This window comes from Desulfofarcimen acetoxidans DSM 771 (genome assembly GCF_000024205.1).
GTDB lineage: Bacteria > Bacillota > Desulfotomaculia > Desulfotomaculales > Desulfofarciminaceae > Desulfofarcimen > Desulfofarcimen acetoxidans.
Genome location: NC_013216.1, coordinates 3,417,932 through 3,434,596, shown reverse-complemented (window position 1 = coordinate 3,434,596; position 16,665 = coordinate 3,417,932). Strand labels below are relative to the sequence as shown.

Genomic DNA, 16,665 nt, shown 5'->3' with positions numbered 1-16,665 from the left:
AAGGATAACCTTGGAGGTTAGCCTGGTTTTATTCACGGTTGTTCAGGGTTAGCTCAACAAATTTATCAGCTTCAACAGCCTTGTCCAGGATTTCTTTGGTTATTTTTTGATCTTGTTCGGCTATAATCTCACCATCATCGGATAGTATATTTGCAGTAACGGTGCGGCCAATCAAATATTGTTTTTGCTTCTCCTCAAATAAATTCAGAGGATCTTTGTTGCCAGACAAAGCTTCATCCATGTCTTCAGCAGAATCAGCTTTATTAGTTTCGCTCTCAGTCTCTTCAATATTTTCGACCACAGCAGCCTCGAAGTCTTCTTCAACTACCAGCATGCCTTTACCGAAAGTAATTACAAGACTGGCCGGGAAAAGGCCCGGTTTTTTCTTATTATTGCCCGGTATCCAGCTACAGGCAACAATTTTACCTGTTTCTTCATCAATGCTTATTTCATCAATGGAACCGCTGATACGCCCCTTTTGGGTGATAACTTTGGAACCGACTACCTCAACAGACTTATTCAATAAATCTATGGCTGCCGGTACAGAGGTGACATTTGTGAGGTTAGACCCGGTTTCAGTGGTTAGAGCGTCCTGGCCGATAGAGACAACATCCTTAAAGGAGATTAAACGACGCTCCATATACCACTGCTTCGGTTCAATAATCAAATAATCAACGGAGCCACTGTTTGGATTAATTAGTAGATTCTCAATCTTTCCCAGGGTTGTGACTTCTGTGATACTTAAAACAGGCAAGCCAACAATTTGATTCTTTAGTTTCACCTAAATTCCCCTTCCATTTTAAAAATTACATTATAAAAGTGAATTAGCATAGGCCTTGCTGCGTATTTTATCAGGAACTTGTTCGTAGGAGATATACCCAAGATTATTTGTTTCTAAAAGGCTTAGTAAGCTTAAAATGAATTTTAATTTTTGCTCCAGAATAGCTTTACCAGGGTGATTTTGAAGTTTAGGGTGTTCAATCAATATGGATATGATATCTGATGCCGGCTTATATAATCCTAAGTTTTGATAAACCGTGCTCAACTCGGCTACGGCAAGATAAAATTGATCCGGACTGGAATCGGAGTTTATAACCTTGTGAAAATTTCGTATGGCTTCAGGATAAAATTTAAGTTTGACCAGGCGCATCCCTTCAATAAGCAAATCGGTAGTGTCTGAAATTTCATCTTTAGATTCAACAGTGCCATCATCATGAGATTCTGCTTGTCCAGGGTTAATGATGTTTCCTATAGAAAGCTTTATTTCCCGGTAGAGATCATCAAGAATATAATTATCAAATAAATCAATAAATTTTTCTTCTATTTTATCCCATAGGTCATTGGTATGTTCATGGTTAAGACTGCCCGGCAATTCTTCAGTTAAGCTGTTTTTTACTGAATTTACAAGTAGTTCATTTATCCGGTTATCTTCTTGCGTAGTTTCTGGCTCTAATATTTCTACAATTTTATCATTGTAATCAATTGATGAGTTTTCGATTTCAAAAGCAACTGTTAACTCCGCCGGGGTATTCTCCTCAACCAGAGGTTTAATTATGCTTGGTTCTAGTTCTTTATTTGTGTCTGTTATATCTGCTGATTGGGATATTTTATGCTGGGTTGAAGCTTCAGTGCAATTATGCTCCCGAAAAAAATAATCGGTTCTTTTTACTATCAACACTGCCATAAAAGCCAGGAAGTAAATAAATATAACTGCAACCTGCCAGAGGAAGAACTTATTTATTAATAAAGGATATAATGCCCCTAAAATAATCGTGACAGCTATAGATAGCCCGGTAATGTTTCGAGAAAAGAATTTATTACAGGTAAAATAAAGCAATGTTGCAACAACAGCCAGGGTAAGCCAATAAACCCACATCAAAGCCCTCCTTAATGATATATCGTAAGCTGAAGATGTTTTAATTTTCTAAATGTATGATAACACAGAATACGACATATTGCCACCTTATCCCTATAAATGGCGGTAATTATTCAGTTAACCTGCTATAAATATCAAAATTCGGATTAAAGAACATTGGCTGGATTTCCGCTTGATTCATCTCAAATCATAGAAAGGTGATTGGCTTTTTTCATAGCCGTAAATTATTTGTAGCTTGGGAAGGATATTTTAGTGACATATCGAAAAGAAATATGTAATAGTTTCAAAATTTAACAACTAGGAAAGAGTGATTCAATTTGCGCAGGGTGCCAATATATGCGCTACAACCGGGACAAAAGGTAGGAAAACCGGTTATTAACGGTAGTGGACAGGTGCTTTTAAATAGAGGTGTAATCTTAACACGAAATTATATTGATAAACTTTATCGTTTAGGCATTGTATCACTTTATATTGATGACGGTTTGTTACCTGATATTGAAGTGAATGATATCATTTCTGATAAAACCCGGATTGACACTATAAAGCATGTTAAGGACATAATGACAACCCATAATGAAGGCCAATCAAAACGTTGTGGTGCTTCCATTTTAGCGAGCAAGAAAACGTTATCTCTGGTATATGATATTATTGATCAATTATTGGATAATAATAATTTAATTGTGAATTTGATTGATATCAGAACTATGGATGATTACACTTATGCACATTCTGTCAATGTATGTGTTCTGTCAGTATTGACTGGTATAAGTATGGGCATGGTCCGCAGTCAATTGGTTCAACTGGCTATTGGTGCGCTTTTCCATGATATTGGTAAAATGCTTGTTCCCCTTTCTATATTAAACAAACCGGCAAAATTAACACCTCAGGAGTTTGAAGAAATAAAGCTGCACCCTGGTAACGGTTTCAATATTCTTAGTAATGACACTAACATCAGCAGAAATTCGGCTTTGATTGCCCAACAGCATCACGAGCGTTATAACGGTGAAGGTTATCCCGGAGGATTAGAGGGAGAGGCGATACATTTATTTTCGCAAATTGTCGGGATGGTTGATATGTATGATGCTCTCACGGCTGATAGAATTTACCGGAAAGGTGTTCCGCCTCAAGAGGTTTATGAGATGATCCTGGGTTCGGGTGATTGCCTGTTTAAGCAGGAAATTATCAATCAATTTCTCAAAAACATAGCTGCCTACCCGGCGGGAACTGTTGTTAAGCTGAGTACGGGTGAAATTGCTATTGTAATTGAAACGTTACCGGGATACACGCAGTATCCTAAAGTAAGGATTCTTTTTACAGATAATTTGGAACCGGTAGATGAACAGATAGAAATCTCACTCTTAGAGCATCGTAATATAACTATACTGCCCTCGTTTAGAAAGTTCGCTGATAAATATTAAAACTGATTCTAAAGGCATGTTTATTTGCATCTTTTTCTGCTGTACTATTTTTTTACTGAGTTTTAAAATAAGTTTTTTTATCATAACCGGAACCGGGATCCGCATCCCAGATTAACATAAAATTGTCTTCTGTTCTGGGTACATACCAGGTAACACTCCTGCTAATCTCCTTATCCCTTGTAAGATAGCTGTTCAGCACTATATAAGGGGTTTCATTGGGATGATAGTTAAATAAGAAAACTTCTTTGTCACTGGGATAATAAATTGTTTTGGAGGAGCCCATAAGCTTAAACTTTGCGTAATCCAGCAGAGGGCGCGCCTCGGCACTGGCTTTGTTTTTGATTTTTAAAGTTATGAGTACATAATTATTATCATTGTCCGGTTTTTTGTGTATGTTATCATTTAACCTCGGACTGGTTTTTCTAATTATGTTCCAGGCCGTATCACCATAAATAAAACCTGTTACAGTAATTTCGAAACCCTCCGGAGTGCGGAATGTTTGGTTAGCCGGCACCGGGCTATATTTTGAGCCCAGAGGGAAGTCAATATGCACTGCGCTGTTTTCACTGTCCCAGTTAACGGTCAGGCCGAAGGTTTCCGCTATAAATCTTAAGGGTGCCATTAAGCGATTATCAACAATTGCTATGGGTACGCCAGGCGAGACAGGTTGGCCGTTTTTTAATACAGTTCCGTCTGTATACATTTCCAGCTTCAGATCATCTCTGGTGATCTCAGCCACCCCGATTGATTCATTCCAGTCTACACCGGCATCGCATAACCCGGCTACGAATCTTACCGGCACCAGGGTGCTGCCGCCATAGATGACAGGCGATGTGTCAGGAATCAGTTCTTGTCCGTTGACAATTATTTTTATCTCGCCGGCCCTGGCATTTGAACAGAAAAAACATATGGAAAGAATCACAAAAACTGATATTAGATTAATCTTTCGCATTCTTTTCTCCTTCGGCTTAAATTATCCTTTGACGTAAAATATCTTTTATATAGGTTAGTATTCTACGTTATTGGGATAATTCCTTTACGTTTTCTATAGTGCTTATATTTTCCCATTCCTTAATTCACATTAAAGACCGGAAAAATTTTCTCATACTGTTTTAGATCCCGACATATATTATGGCATATAATGGGAGGGGTGATTTTTATTTATCCGTCTTCTTTAGGCTGCCGGAGCCGCCGCCGTTTTAAAAATGGGAAAGGTTCCAGGCTGATTGCATATATGCTGCTTTTTATGATGCTTAGTGCCGGGTTTGGTTTTACAGTCCGGTTTTGCTGCCCGTATATGCTAGGCGGTATGAATAGGTTTTCGGTCTGGTTGACACGCAACCCGCTTAGCCTGATGAGTATAGCAATGCCGGTGCTTTCCGGTGTTGGTCAGGTGAGTGTGGACGAGTCCGGAAAAAAGAATGTTTTTGCTGTTTATCTGCCGGGAGTGGATTTGCGCGGCCCCCAGTATATTATGAGCCTGGGCTTGCCTTTGCTGAGTAAAGTGCAGGCGCCTGAAAATGAACCTGATGTTACTTTGCCCGTTGTTGCCGATGAGGAGAAAACTGTTCAATTGAGCAAGGACTGTCTGGTGGCAATTTACAACACTCATACAGGTGAGACCTATGCACTGACTGACGGGGTGGACCGCCTGGAAGGTCAAAGGGGAGGTGTAACAAAAGCAGCGGTTACTTTAAAAAAGGTGCTGGAGGAAAAGTACGGCATAAGAACGGCTATCTCGGATCGTATCAATGATGAGGTGTACAATAATGCTTACCTGGAATCAGAAAAGGTAGCCCGTGATTTGATCGCACGCAACCCTAAATTGCAGCTTGTGCTGGATATTCACCGTGATTCGGCGAAAAGCCGGGAACAGACTATGGTAGAGATAAAAGGTGAAAAGGCGGCAAGAGTGATGATCGTGGTGGGTTCCGACGCCAGGTCTCCTTTTCCGGGTTGGGAGGAAAATCGTGATTTTGCCCAAAGGGTGGCAGACAGGATGAATGAGCTTTATCCGGGCCTGTCTCTGGGTGTCAGAGTTAAGGAAGGCCGCTACAACCAGCACCTGCACTCAAATTCCATACTGCTGGAAATCGGCAGTGTTGACAATACTACGGATGAAGCCCTTTATTCGGCCGGACTCGTGGCGGATGTGCTGGCCGGTATGATAAATAAAAATGATTAGTGAGGATAAAAGCGTGGACAAATTTGTCCACGCTTTTATCGGTTCTGTAATAAGATAAGTTACACTTATTATTTTATGTCTCAGTTGATATATAACATAGCTAATATGCAAAACTCATTAACTTTATTGATTCTTTGTCAGTTCTTTTTCAACCATTTGCAAGAAGTGCTGTGCATCATTGCTGGTAAAAAGCGTATAGATTAAATCATCCAGTATTTCAGGGGAAAGTTTTAGAAGATTATCCCTTAAGCCTTGAGGTTCGGTACCAAACTTTTTTTTGAAGGAATTTACAAGCATTTCAGCCCTACCTTCAGCCCTACCTTCATCTCTACCTTTTATCCAGCCTTGTGTATGATAGTAAGTGGTATATTCCATATACTTCTCCACCTCCAACTGATTCATCTCCTTATACAATATATTATGAAACTCCAGTCTTTCATCCTCATTCAGAGGTATATATGTATCTGAGAAAATGGTTATTAATGCTGATTTAGCTTGATCCAATTGCATACGAGCAATCATTCTGGCTATAGCTGCTTTAACTTTTATAGCTTCTTTTTTTCTATAATTCATCCTGGTCATTAAGGCTGCTGCTGCCGGGTTGTTGCTATTTATATAATTGCGCCAATTTTTGTTTTAACTATATGTTAGAATTCGACCTGAATTAACTTATTCCTACCTTTGCAGATAAATTTTAGAATGATATGGTGATTATTATTAGTGAAAGTAGTTTTTAAATTAAATGTATAATTTTTCTCAAGTTGAGCAGTATAGAAGTAAAAAATCTTGGGGGCCTTATGCATGGGTAGAAGAATGGCTGTCAAAGCCAGCCTGCTGCTCTTTTTCGGGGGATTATTTTGGGGTGTGCAGCTGGTCTTGTTTCATCTAAATGATATGCTGCCTGCAGGGCAGAATGTGCATGCCCTTTATGCAGAGAAGCTGGGTGAGGGGCATTACCGTATAAAGATACTGGGCGAAGGGGTGTATATAAAGCTTCCGGATAAAGAAGAGGTTAACGGGCTGGCCGGAGAGTGCCTGCGACAGGTTTCGCTGCTTAACGGTTATACCGGTAAGATTACTGGTCTGAAGCCAGGTGAAGAATATCATGCCTTTGTGGCTGAGCTAAAAGAGAAGAGCTTAAGTATAATGGAGATGATGCAAAAATTATTGTACAAGTATCAGCAATTGGTTTGTCAGGTTACCTGGAGGGTGGATGTTGTCTGCACAACATTTTTAAAAAGATATCAGGAATTTGTTTCGTCACGTGTGCCGATTTCTAATTATATCCCTTCTATTGAGGACATCATAAGATAATGATATAATATAAAGGGTTTTTATGGTCGTTCTGGATAGGAGGAAAATTCATGCAGTATAGTCGCGACCGGATAAGAAATTTTTGTATTATTGCTCATATTGATCACGGTAAGTCAACTCTGGCCGACAGGCTTTTGGAATATACCGGAACACTGACAGAGCGGGAGATGGATGAGCAGGTTCTCGATCAAATGGACTTGGAGCGAGAGCGGGGTATAACTATTAAGCTCCAGGCTGTGCGCCTTAGCTATAAGGCTAAAGACGGGCAACAGTATCTGCTCAATTTAATTGATACGCCGGGACATGTTGATTTCAGCTATGAAGTATCCCGCAGCCTGGCTGCCTGCGAGGGGGCTTTGCTGGTGGTGGATGCGGCACAGGGTATAGAGGCCCAGACGTTGGCCAATGTCTACCTGGCTCTGGAGCATGATCTGGAGATTATTCCTGTAATCAACAAGGTGGATTTGCCCAGTGCAGAGCCTGAAAGGGTTAAAAAGGAAATTGAAGAAGTGATCGGTTTGGATACCGGTGACGCTGTATATGCTTCGGCCAAAACCGGTTTGGGTGTGGAGGAGATTCTGGAGCAGATTGTGGAGAAAATCCCCCCGCCCAAAGGGGAAACCGACGCTCCGCTCAGCGCGCTTATTTTTGATTCCCACTATGACCCTTATAAGGGTGTTATCGCTTATGTGCGTGTAGTGAACGGTATAATTAAGAAAGGCATGAATATCCGCTTGATGTCTACCTGCAAGGAAATGGAGGTTAATGAGGTGGGCATGTTTCAGCCTGCCATGACTGATACAGGTGTGCTTAATGCGGGTGAGGTAGGTTATTTCGCTGCCAGCATTAAAAATGTCAAGGATATACAGGTAGGTGACACGGTTACCGGCACGGAGAGGCCCGCCGCCCAGCCGCTGCCCGGTTACCGCAAAGCTGTCTCCATGGTCTTTTGCGGTCTTTACCCGGTGGAAACGGTCAATTATGAAGATTTAAGAGATGCTCTGGAGAAGCTCAAGCTAAACGATGCCGCCCTGGTTTATGAGCCGGAAACCTCAGCGGCGCTGGGCTTTGGTTTTCGCTGCGGCTTTTTAGGCCTGCTGCATATGGAAATCGTACAGGAAAGATTGGAGCGGGAATACAATCTGCTGTTGATTACCACCGCGCCCAATGTAGTTTACCAGGTGACCACTACCTCCGGGGATGTGTTCCGGGTGGAGAACCCCCACAACCTGCCCCCGCAGGATTTACTGGTTAAAATTGAGGAACCTTTTATCAAAGCCACTATCATGGTGCCTAAGGATTTTGTCGGCGGGGTTATGGAACTATGCCAGGAAAAGCGCGGCGAGTTTAAAAATATGGAATACCTTAGCCCCGAACGGGTAATGTTGATTTACGAAATGCCCTTAAGTGAAATTATCTTTGACTATTATGACCAGTTGAAATCCCGCACCAAGGGCTATGCCTCGCTGGATTACGACCTGGCCGGCTACAAAGAGACTGACCTGGTTAAGCTGGATATACTGATCGGCGGGGAAGTAATGGATGCCCTGTCCATGATTGTGCACAAGGATAAAGCCTATTATCGGGGCAGAGCTCTGGTGGAGCGTCTGCGTAAACTGATCCCTCGCCAGATGTTTGAAATACCGGTTCAAGCCAGTATAGGCAATAAAGTAATTGCCCGTGAAAATATTAAGGCCATGCGCAAGGATGTGCTGGCCAAGTGCTATGGCGGCGATATAACCAGAAAGCGCAAACTGTTGGAAAAGCAAAAAGAAGGCAAAAAGCGTATGAAGCAGGTTGGTAATGTGGAAATTCCGCAGGAAGCCTTTATGGCTGTGCTGAGTATCAATGATAAGTAAAACCTTATAGTAAGCACAGCTCAAGTTAGGTGATGACAGGCAAGAGTGATCTGGAAGGTAAGATTGATTTTGTTTGTGCTGAAAATATCCGGTTCGGCAAGAGGAACAACAAATTATGAAATATCATACGGAAAACATTTTAATGACAAGTATAACAAAAACAACAAGCGCGGCGAATAAAACAGCACCGCTTGCGCAATATAATGAAGAAATTGGAATGGGACTGTATATACATGTCCCATTTTGCATAAGGAAATGCCTTTACTGTGATTTTATTTCCTATCCCTATGAAAATGCCGCCGCAGAAATCTACTCGGCAGCCCTGCAAAGAGAAATAAACTTGTATGCGGAGCTTTTCCGGAGCAGTTCCCAGACGGAAAACCGTAAGAAATTTTTTGATGCTCTAGGAAATTATGCTTATGATGAATTTGCTGCTCCTGTGTTTACCTCTGTTTTTCTGGGAGGCGGAACACCTACCTGTTTGCCTGCTTCACTGTTAAGCGTAATATTAAAAACGCTCAGACATTCCCTGCCCCTGGCTCCCGGTGCCGAATTCACGGCAGAAGCCAACCCCGGAACCGTAAATGGAGAAAACCTGGCGCTTTTTAGGGAATTCGGGGTTAACCGCTTGAGCCTGGGTGTACAGGCATGTCAACCGCAGTTGTTAAAGACGTTGGGCCGTATCCACACTTTTCAGGAGGCTCTGCAGGCTGTAAAGCTGGCCCGCCGCCAGGGTTTTGACAATATCAACCTGGACTTGATTTTCGGCATTCCCGGTCAGACAATGCAGGGCTGGCAGACCTGCTTGGAACAAATAATTGACCTGAATCCGCAGCACCTTTCGCTATATGGACTTCAGTTGGAAGAGGGAACTCCCCTGGAGAAATCGGTAACTCTTGGCCATATCGAACCCTGCACAGAGGAAGCCGAGCTGGCCATGTACCGGTATGCCGGAACCTTTCTTAAAGAAGCAGGCTTTGAGCAATACGAAATATCCAACTTTGCCCGTTCGAACAAATACTGCCGCCATAACATATTATACTGGCAGCACGGTGAGTACTTGGGCATAGGGCCGGGAGCCCATTCCTACTTAAATAAGATCCGCTGCAGCAACAGCGGTGATCTGAAAACCTACGCCGAAAAACTGGCAGCCGGCCAACTTCCATTGGAGAGCAGTGAAGTGATCAGTCTGGAAACAGAAATATCCGAAACAATTTTCCTGGCACTCAGAATGTTAAATGGTCTGGACCTGGAAGCCTTTGCCCGCTGCTTTGCTGTCAGAGTGGAAGACTTGTACAGCCGCCAGATCCGAAAACTAACCGGCCTTGGCTTAATAGAAACAGTAAACGGTTTCCTGCGGCTGACAGAGGAGGGACTCCCCTTGGCCAATATAGTTTTCAGAGAGTTTGTCTAAGAGAATAAACTAAATGAAACTAACTTATTCTAAACTCTTGACAAATAATTTTACAAGTGCTATTTTTTATATTAAGGTTGGCACTCAGCAGCATAGAGTGCTAACAAAGGGGGTGAACCGGATGAAGATGGATGAGAGAAAGCAACGGATCCTCATGGCCATTATAAGAGATTATATATTGACTGCCGAACCGGTGGGTTCCCGAACCATAGCCCGCAAGTACAAATTAGGTGTAAGCCCTGCTACCATACGCAACGAAATGACTGATTTGGAGGATATGGGCCTGATTGAACAGCCTCATACCTCATCCGGCCGAATACCTTCTGATCTTGGTTACAGGTATTATGTAGATTACCTGATGGAGAACGAGAAAATGAGTGAGGAAGCAGAGCAGCTTGTTCTGGACGAGTACGATAAGAAGGTCAAAGATGTCGGCCAGGTTATACAGCGCACCGGACAGCTTTTGACTCAATTAACCAATTACACATCCCTGGTATTGATACCCAGTGTAAGCGTCAGCTCCTTTAAGTATATACAACTGGTCTTAATGAGTCCCACCCAGGCTATGGTGCTGGTGGTGTTGGATACAGGTACAGTTAACCACCGCATGATTGAAGTGGCGGAAAATATCAAACAAAGTGATCTGGATATTATTTCAAAGGTTTTAAATGCCAAATTACAGGGCAAAAATATGGAGAGTATCAAACTTAGCCTGATCAGAGATATCTATATGGAACTGTCCGTACATAAGCAGGTTCTGAACCTGGCTATGGAACTGATGGAACAGAGTTTGACAGTGGAAAAAAAGGATAAAATTTACCTCGGCGGGGTATTTAATATCTTAGATCAACCTGAATTTCAAAATATTGATAAGGTCAAAACGCTTTTGAGCCTTTTGGAACAAGAGCAGCTTTTATGTGATTTGATGTCTGATGTGTCTAATGAAGGAGTGACAGTTCGCATCGGTGGGGAAATCAATAAGGATGAAATTAAAGGCTGCAGTATGGTTACTTCAGGTTACCAGATGGGCGGTAAGATGATGGGACGTATCGGCATCATAGGTCCTACCAGGATGGAATATGCCAGGACAGTCAGCGTGGTGGAGTTTTTAACCAGAAGCTTATCCGATGCTCTGGAGAGAATGCTGCGCGGAGGTTAATTAACACAGGGGGGAACAGCTTTGAGTCTCAAACAGCAGGCCAGTGCCGGAGCGGAAGTTGATGAAAAACTGTCGGCCTTAATTACCAATGCCGATGCTATCAGGGCGGTAGCTTCGTCAGTGGAGAGCACGCTGGGCCCCAGGGGTCTGGATACTATGCTGGTCGACAAATTCGGTAATGTAGTGATTACCAATGACGGTGTTACTATTCTGACCATGATGGAAGTCAACCATCCGGCGGCCCGCATGCTGATCAATATAGCCAGGGCCCAGCAGGAGGAAGTGGGAGACGGTACCACGACTGCCGCCGTGCTGGCCGGTGCTTTGGTGGGCAAAGGTGTTGAGCAGGTAGTCAAGGGTGTTCCGGCAGCCAGAGTCATTGAGGGATTGCGTGCCGGCATCAAGCGGGCTCTCAGTTTCATGCAGGGGCAAACCAGGGCGGTGGAGAGCCTCACTGACCCGGTTTTGCGTCAGGTTGCCTTGGTAGCCGGGCGTGAGCATGAGGATATTGCCGAACTTGTAGTGGAGGCAGCCGGTTTGATCGGCCGGGAAAAACTGCTCAAGCAATCCTTTAAACTGTCAGAGGCCGTGGTGGCTGAAGAAGGTGCTTTGAACCAGGTTTTTATGGGCGTAATTATTAATAAGGAAGCTATGAACCGGCAGATGCCCAGAGTTTTAAGTTCTGTTCGGGTATTGGTGCTGGATGACGCGCTGGAAGCGGAATCTATCGAAGAGGAAGCGCTGACCACAGAGGCGGGTTTTCGGCACTACCTGGAACTGCAGGCTGAATTTCAGAACAATTTGCAAAAGATTATCTCTTTAGGTGTGGGGCTGGTGCTTACAGACAGGGGAGTAGCTGATATAGCTGAGGAAATGTTGACTGATACCGGGGTTATGGTGGTGCAGCGGGTGGCTCACAGTGAGCTGCGCAAGGTGGCCGAGCACACGGGAGCGGTTATGATTAAAAGAACCGGCCTGAAAAAAGACCCGCAGCAGCTGGTCAAACTTCTGGGAGAAGCCGAGCGGGTACAGGAGGATGAGCTGCTGGAGCAGGTCTGGATCTTGGAAGGCAAGGGCAAGCCGCTGGCCACCGTGCTGGTTGGCGCGGCTACCGCTGAAGTGGTGGGCGAGCGGGAGCGTATTGCTAAAGATGCCGCTTCTGCCGTGCAGGCAGCCGTTAAGGGGGGTATTCTTCCCGGGGGAGGCTCGCTGGAACTGGCCGCCGCCCGCATGGTGGAGAAAATGCGAGGCGAGGTCAGCGGCATGGCTGTTTATGGCATTGATTGCGTAGTAGAGGCACTGCAGCGCCCGCTGGCCCAGATTGTGGCCAATGCCGGCTTTAACCCCTTGGAAAAGCTGGGGGATGTTATGGCTGCCCAGTCTGCCGGCGGCAGCACTTCACTGGCCGTTCATTGCGACAGCGGGCAGGTGGTTGATATGCTTGCTTTAGGAGTGGTAGATCCGGCGCCTGTTAAAACTTATGCTTTAAAAGCCGCGGGGGAAATTGCCGAGGCTATTTTGAGGATAGATACCATTATTAAAATGAAAGAGTATAAAAGTCCAGATTTAAACAGTGTTTCAGATATGACGGTGAGGTGAGCATGGTGACTAAAGACAAGGAAGCAAGGGAAGAGGAGCAGGTTGTGGAAACCCTGGCGGAAGGAAATGAAGAGGAGCAGGAATCTGTGGAGCCGGAAGTGGAAGTGCTCGAGCCGGATGAACAAGCTTCGGCAGATCCCAAGGTTTTGCAGGATAGGCTGCGGGAGCAGACTGTAAGGGCACAGGATTATTACGATAAACTGCTCAGAATGCAGGCTGATTTCGAGAATTTCCGCCGCCGCAGCAAGCAGGAAAAAGAAGATTTGGCCAGGTATGTGACAGAGCATCTGCTGCTTAACCTACTGCAGGTAGTGGACAATTTTGAACGGGCGCTCTGTATTCAGGTCAAGGAAGGCAATCAAGAAGCCTTTCAGGAGTCTTTTATGGAGGGCATGAAAATGGTTTACAGGCAGTTTAACGAAGTTCTGGGGAAAGAAGGCCTTTGTCCCATTAAAGCGGTCGGAGAGCAGTTTGACCCGAACAAGCACGAAGCAGTAATGCAGGAAGAGACGTCTGAGTTTCCCGATAATACAGTTGCAGCGGAACTGCGGCGAGGCTATATGCTCAAGGATAAGGTAATCAGACCGGCGATGGTTAAGGTGGCTAAGTCAGTCTAATTATTAAATATAGAGAATGTTTATAGGAGGTTTTCATCATGTCTAAAGTTATAGGTATAGATTTAGGAACCACTAACTCCTGCGTGGCTGTTATGGAAGGCGGCGAAGCTGTAGTTATAGCCAACGCGGAAGGCGCCCGCACTACCCCGTCGGTAGTCGGTTTTTCCAAAACAGATGAGCGTCTGGTAGGACAGGTGGCCAAGCGCCAGGCAGTAACCAATCCTGACCGTACGGTGACTTCTATTAAGCGCCATATGGGTTCCGATTACAAGGTTAAGATTGACGATAAAAACTATACCCCGCAGGAAATTTCAGCTATGATTCTGCAGAAATTAAAGGCTGACGCGGAAGCATATCTGGGCGGTACGGTAACCCAGGCGGTTATTACCGTACCCGCTTATTTTACTGATGCCCAGCGCCAGGCTACCAAGGATGCCGGAAAAATCGCCGGTTTGGATGTGCTGCGCATTATCAACGAGCCGACCGCGGCTTCACTGGCTTACGGTTTGGATAAAGAAGAAGATCAGACTATTCTAGTTTATGACCTGGGTGGCGGTACCTTTGACGTGTCCATCCTGGAACTGGGTGACGGTGTTTTTGAAGTTAAGGCTACCAGCGGCAACAACCGTCTGGGCGGTGATGATTTTGACCAGAGAGTCATTGATTATATGGCGGAAGAATTTAAAAAGCAGAATGGCATTGACCTGCGCAAAGACCGCATGGCCCTGCAGCGTTTAAAGGAAGCCGCCGAAAAAGGCAAAACCGAGCTGTCCGGCGTGATGTCCACCAATATCAACCTGCCTTTTATTACCGCCGGTGCGGAAGGCCCCATGCACCTGGATATGAATTTGACCAGAGCCAAATTTGACGAGCTGACCGCTGATTTAGTGGAAAAAACCATGGGCCCGACCAGGCAGGCTATGCAGGATGCCGGTATGGAGCCTAAGAATATTGATAAAGTGCTGCTGGTGGGCGGTTCTACCAGAATTCCCGCCGTGCAGGATGCTATCCGCAAGTACCTGGGCAAAGAGCCGCACAAGGGTATCAACCCGGACGAGTGTGTGGCTCTGGGCGCGGCTATTCAAGCAGGTGTCATGTCCGGTGAAGTCAAAGATGTGGTGCTGCTGGATGTAACACCGCTTTCCCTGGGTATTGAAACCCTGGGCAGCGTGTTCACCAGGTTGATCGAGCGCAACACGACTATTCCTACTTCCAAGAGCCAGATTTTTTCTACCGCAGCCGATGGCCAGACCACAGTGGATATTCACGTGCTGCAGGGTGAGCGCTCCATGGCGGCTCAGAACAGGACACTGGGACGCTTTCAGTTGACCGGTATTCCTCCGGCGCCGCGCGGAGTGCCTCAGATTGAGGTTAAATTTGATATAGACGCCAACGGCATAGTCAGTGTTTCAGCCAAGGATGTAGGCACCGGAAAAGAACAGAGCATGGTTATTACCGCTTCCAGCGGCCTGTCCGATTCGGAAATCGAAAAAATGGTTCAGGAATCCGAAAAACATGCTGAAGAGGATAAGAAGTTTAAAGAGAAGGTAGAAGTGAGAAACCAGGCCGACAGCGTGGTTTATCAGTCGGAAAAACTGGTTAAAGAGAATAAAGATAAGCTGGATCCGGCCAAGGTTGCGGAACTGGAGCAGAAAACCAACGAGCTCAAAGAAATGCTGGGCAATGACAGCGCTGATCTGGAAGTTCTCAAGACCAAAATCGAGGAATTAACCAAGCCTCTCTACGAGCTGACCTCTGCCATGTACCAGCAGGAAGCCGCGCAGCAGGGCGGCGGCTGTGGCTCCGGGGGTTGCGGAGGTGCCGCTCCGGATGATACAGTTGACGCAGAGTTTGAAGTAAAAGATGAGGATAAGAAGTAACAAGAAAGTCGCTTTAAACGATTTTCAAGCAGCCATAGGTACTTATACTCGTTGGGAGTTATGCAGCAGAGCAGGGGAACCGTGAGGTTTCCCCTGTACTGCGTTAAAATATTATTTTTATTACACTTTCCAGGGTCATTTAATGTATAATGTTTAAGGTATATAAAAGAGAGTAGCAAGCAAGGTGGTGTACTCATGGCAAAGCGAGATTATTACGAGGCTTTGGGCGTGTCAAAAGACGCTTCGGTTGAGGAGATAAAAAAGGCCTTTCGCAAGCTGGCCCGTAAATATCACCCGGATGTTAACACCGGTGACGCTAATGCCGAGGCTAAGTTTAAGGAGATAGCCGAGGCTTATGATGTTTTGCAGGATCCCCAGAAGAAAGCTGCATATGACCATTACGGCCACGCCGCTTTTGAGCAGCAGGGCGGTTTTGGCGGTGGCGGTTTTGATTTCAGTGATTTTGGCGGTCTGGGCGATATATTCGATATGTTTTTTGGTGGCGGCGGCGGTGGACGCAGGCGCGGCCCGGAGAGAGGCGCCGACTTACGTCTGGAGATTGAAATATCCTTTACCGAGGCTGCCTTTGGTGTGGAAAGAGATATTAAGATTCCTCGCACGGAAAACTGTACTACCTGTGGCGGCAGCGGGGCAGCTCCGGGGACTTCCTCGAAAACCTGCGACGGCTGCGGTGGCAGCGGTCAGGTGCAATATGCTCAAAATACTGCCTTTGGCCGGATAGTCCAGACCCGTACCTGCGAAAAATGCCGCGGACGGGGTAAAATTATCGATAAGCCCTGCCCGACCTGTCATGGTTCCACACAGGTGCGGAGGACTAAAAATATTCATGTCAAGGTTCCGGCCGGAGTAGATACCGGCTCCCGCCTGCGTCTTTCCGGTGAGGGTGAGGCGGGAACACTTGGCGGCCCGCACGGTGATCTGTACGTATTTATCAGGGTAGCGTCCCATGAAATTTTCCGGCGTGAGAATTATGACATTATCAGCGAAGTTCCCATCACCTTTGTTCAGGCTTCCCTGGGCGATGAGCTGGATGTGGATACACTGGATGGCAAACATAAGCTGAAAGTTCCGGAGGGTACGCAAAACGGGACGGTTATCCGCTTGCGGGGCAAAGGTGTCAAGCAACTGAACGGTCATGGCAGGGGCGATCACCATGTGGTAATCAAGGTGGTTACCCCCACCAAACTAAACGACAAGCAAAAAGAACTGCTGCGGGAATTTGCCCGGCTGGGTGGAAAAAATGTCTCCAGCACGGATAAGGGTTTTTTTGAAAAAGTAAAAGACGTGATTATGGGTTAAACTTAATGAAAGGGGCCCCGAGCC

14 protein-coding genes are annotated in these 16,665 nt (G+C 45.4%); 10 read left to right on the top strand and 4 right to left on the bottom strand.

All coding sequences use genetic code 11. From position 1 onward, the window contains the following. Positions 1–28: 28 nt before the first annotated feature. Both DTOX_RS15685 and DTOX_RS15680 read right to left on the bottom strand, forming a co-directional pair. Positions 29–781, bottom strand: a complete 753-nt coding sequence (locus DTOX_RS15685) for a PRC-barrel domain-containing protein (protein ID WP_015758665.1) — start codon at positions 779–781, stop codon at positions 29–31. A gap of 30 nt (positions 782–811) precedes the next feature. Beyond that, positions 812–1,876 carry a hypothetical protein gene (locus DTOX_RS15680; protein WP_015758664.1) on the bottom strand — a complete coding sequence of 355 codons (1,065 nt, stop codon included), beginning with the start codon at positions 1,874–1,876 and terminating at the stop codon, positions 812–814. 326 nt (positions 1,877–2,202) lie between these two features. Here DTOX_RS15680 and DTOX_RS15675 point away from each other — a divergent pair, with 326 nt between their 5' ends. Then, entirely contained in the window at positions 2,203–3,294 is a 1,092-nt protein-coding gene (locus DTOX_RS15675) for an HD-GYP domain-containing protein (protein ID WP_242652629.1), read from the top strand. 52 nt (positions 3,295–3,346) lie between these two features. Here the strand turns inward: DTOX_RS15675 and DTOX_RS15670 are convergent, their stop codons facing one another. Beyond that, positions 3,347–4,246, bottom strand: a complete 900-nt coding sequence (locus DTOX_RS15670) for a copper amine oxidase N-terminal domain-containing protein (RefSeq protein WP_015758662.1) — start codon at positions 4,244–4,246, stop codon at positions 3,347–3,349. Between the two features lie 198 nt (positions 4,247–4,444). Here DTOX_RS15670 and spoIIP point away from each other — a divergent pair, with 198 nt between their 5' ends. Beyond that, positions 4,445–5,479 (top strand): stage II sporulation protein P, encoded by a 1,035-nt coding sequence (gene spoIIP / locus DTOX_RS15665; RefSeq protein ID WP_052292963.1) that lies wholly within the window; start codon positions 4,445–4,447, stop codon positions 5,477–5,479. A 123-nt stretch (positions 5,480–5,602) separates the two neighbouring features. On the opposite strand, the gene DTOX_RS21635 is transcribed toward spoIIP, so the two are convergent. Further along, positions 5,603–6,061 carry a hypothetical protein gene (locus DTOX_RS21635; RefSeq protein WP_015758660.1) on the bottom strand — a complete coding sequence of 153 codons (459 nt, stop codon included), beginning with the start codon at positions 6,059–6,061 and terminating at the stop codon, positions 5,603–5,605. Positions 6,062–6,280: 219 nt separating this feature from the next. On the opposite strand from DTOX_RS21635, the gene DTOX_RS15655 reads away from it, so the two are divergent. The 8 genes from DTOX_RS15655 (at position 6,281) to dnaJ (ending at position 16,641) form a co-directional block, all read left to right on the top strand. Next, positions 6,281–6,793 carry a hypothetical protein gene (locus DTOX_RS15655; RefSeq protein ID WP_015758659.1) on the top strand — a complete coding sequence of 171 codons (513 nt, stop codon included), beginning with the start codon at positions 6,281–6,283 and terminating at the stop codon, positions 6,791–6,793. Positions 6,794–6,843: 50 nt separating this feature from the next. Then, positions 6,844–8,652, top strand: coding sequence for a translation elongation factor 4 (gene lepA / locus DTOX_RS15650; RefSeq protein WP_015758658.1), 1,809 nt, complete (start codon positions 6,844–6,846; stop codon positions 8,650–8,652). Between the two features lie 115 nt (positions 8,653–8,767). After that, positions 8,768–10,066, top strand: a complete 1,299-nt coding sequence (gene hemW / locus DTOX_RS15645; RefSeq protein WP_015758657.1) for a radical SAM family heme chaperone HemW — start codon at positions 8,768–8,770, stop codon at positions 10,064–10,066. A gap of 121 nt (positions 10,067–10,187) precedes the next feature. After that, positions 10,188–11,225, top strand: coding sequence for a heat-inducible transcriptional repressor HrcA (gene hrcA / locus DTOX_RS15640; RefSeq protein WP_015758656.1), 1,038 nt, complete (start codon positions 10,188–10,190; stop codon positions 11,223–11,225). A 21-nt stretch (positions 11,226–11,246) separates the two neighbouring features. After that, a complete protein-coding gene (locus DTOX_RS15635) occupies positions 11,247–12,824 on the top strand; it encodes a TCP-1/cpn60 chaperonin family protein (RefSeq protein WP_015758655.1) in 1,578 nt (525 codons plus the stop codon). A 2-nt stretch (positions 12,825–12,826) separates the two neighbouring features. Then, positions 12,827–13,441 (top strand): nucleotide exchange factor GrpE, encoded by a 615-nt coding sequence (gene grpE / locus DTOX_RS15630; protein ID WP_015758654.1) that lies wholly within the window; start codon positions 12,827–12,829, stop codon positions 13,439–13,441. 38 nt (positions 13,442–13,479) lie between these two features. Further along, positions 13,480–15,321, top strand: coding sequence for a molecular chaperone DnaK (gene dnaK, locus DTOX_RS15625; RefSeq protein WP_015758653.1), 1,842 nt, complete (start codon positions 13,480–13,482; stop codon positions 15,319–15,321). 195 nt (positions 15,322–15,516) lie between these two features. After that, the gene (gene dnaJ, locus DTOX_RS15620) at positions 15,517–16,641 is read left to right on the top strand and encodes a molecular chaperone DnaJ (RefSeq protein ID WP_015758652.1); all 1,125 of its coding nucleotides are present in this window, start codon (positions 15,517–15,519) and stop codon (positions 16,639–16,641) included. Positions 16,642–16,665: the final 24 nt, after the last annotated feature.

Excerpts from the sequence above, each read along its gene's own strand:
- DTOX_RS15680 (WP_015758664.1), bottom strand. The coding sequence starts at position 1,876 with ATGTGGGTTTATTGGCTTACCCTGGCTGTTGTTGCAACATTGCTTTAT.
- DTOX_RS15670 (WP_015758662.1), bottom strand. The coding sequence starts at position 4,246 with ATGCGAAAGATTAATCTAATATCAGTTTTTGTGATTCTTTCCATATGT.
- DTOX_RS21635 (WP_015758660.1), bottom strand. The coding sequence starts at position 6,061 with ATGACCAGGATGAATTATAGAAAAAAAGAAGCTATAAAAGTTAAAGCA.
- DTOX_RS15655 (WP_015758659.1), top strand. The coding sequence starts at position 6,281 with ATGGGTAGAAGAATGGCTGTCAAAGCCAGCCTGCTGCTCTTTTTCGGG.
- lepA (WP_015758658.1), top strand. The coding sequence starts at position 6,844 with ATGCAGTATAGTCGCGACCGGATAAGAAATTTTTGTATTATTGCTCAT.
- hemW (WP_015758657.1), top strand. The coding sequence starts at position 8,768 with ATGAAATATCATACGGAAAACATTTTAATGACAAGTATAACAAAAACA.
- hrcA (WP_015758656.1), top strand. The coding sequence starts at position 10,188 with ATGAAGATGGATGAGAGAAAGCAACGGATCCTCATGGCCATTATAAGA.
- grpE (WP_015758654.1), top strand. The coding sequence starts at position 12,827 with ATGGTGACTAAAGACAAGGAAGCAAGGGAAGAGGAGCAGGTTGTGGAA.
- dnaK (WP_015758653.1), top strand. The coding sequence starts at position 13,480 with ATGTCTAAAGTTATAGGTATAGATTTAGGAACCACTAACTCCTGCGTG.
- dnaJ (WP_015758652.1), top strand. The coding sequence starts at position 15,517 with ATGGCAAAGCGAGATTATTACGAGGCTTTGGGCGTGTCAAAAGACGCT.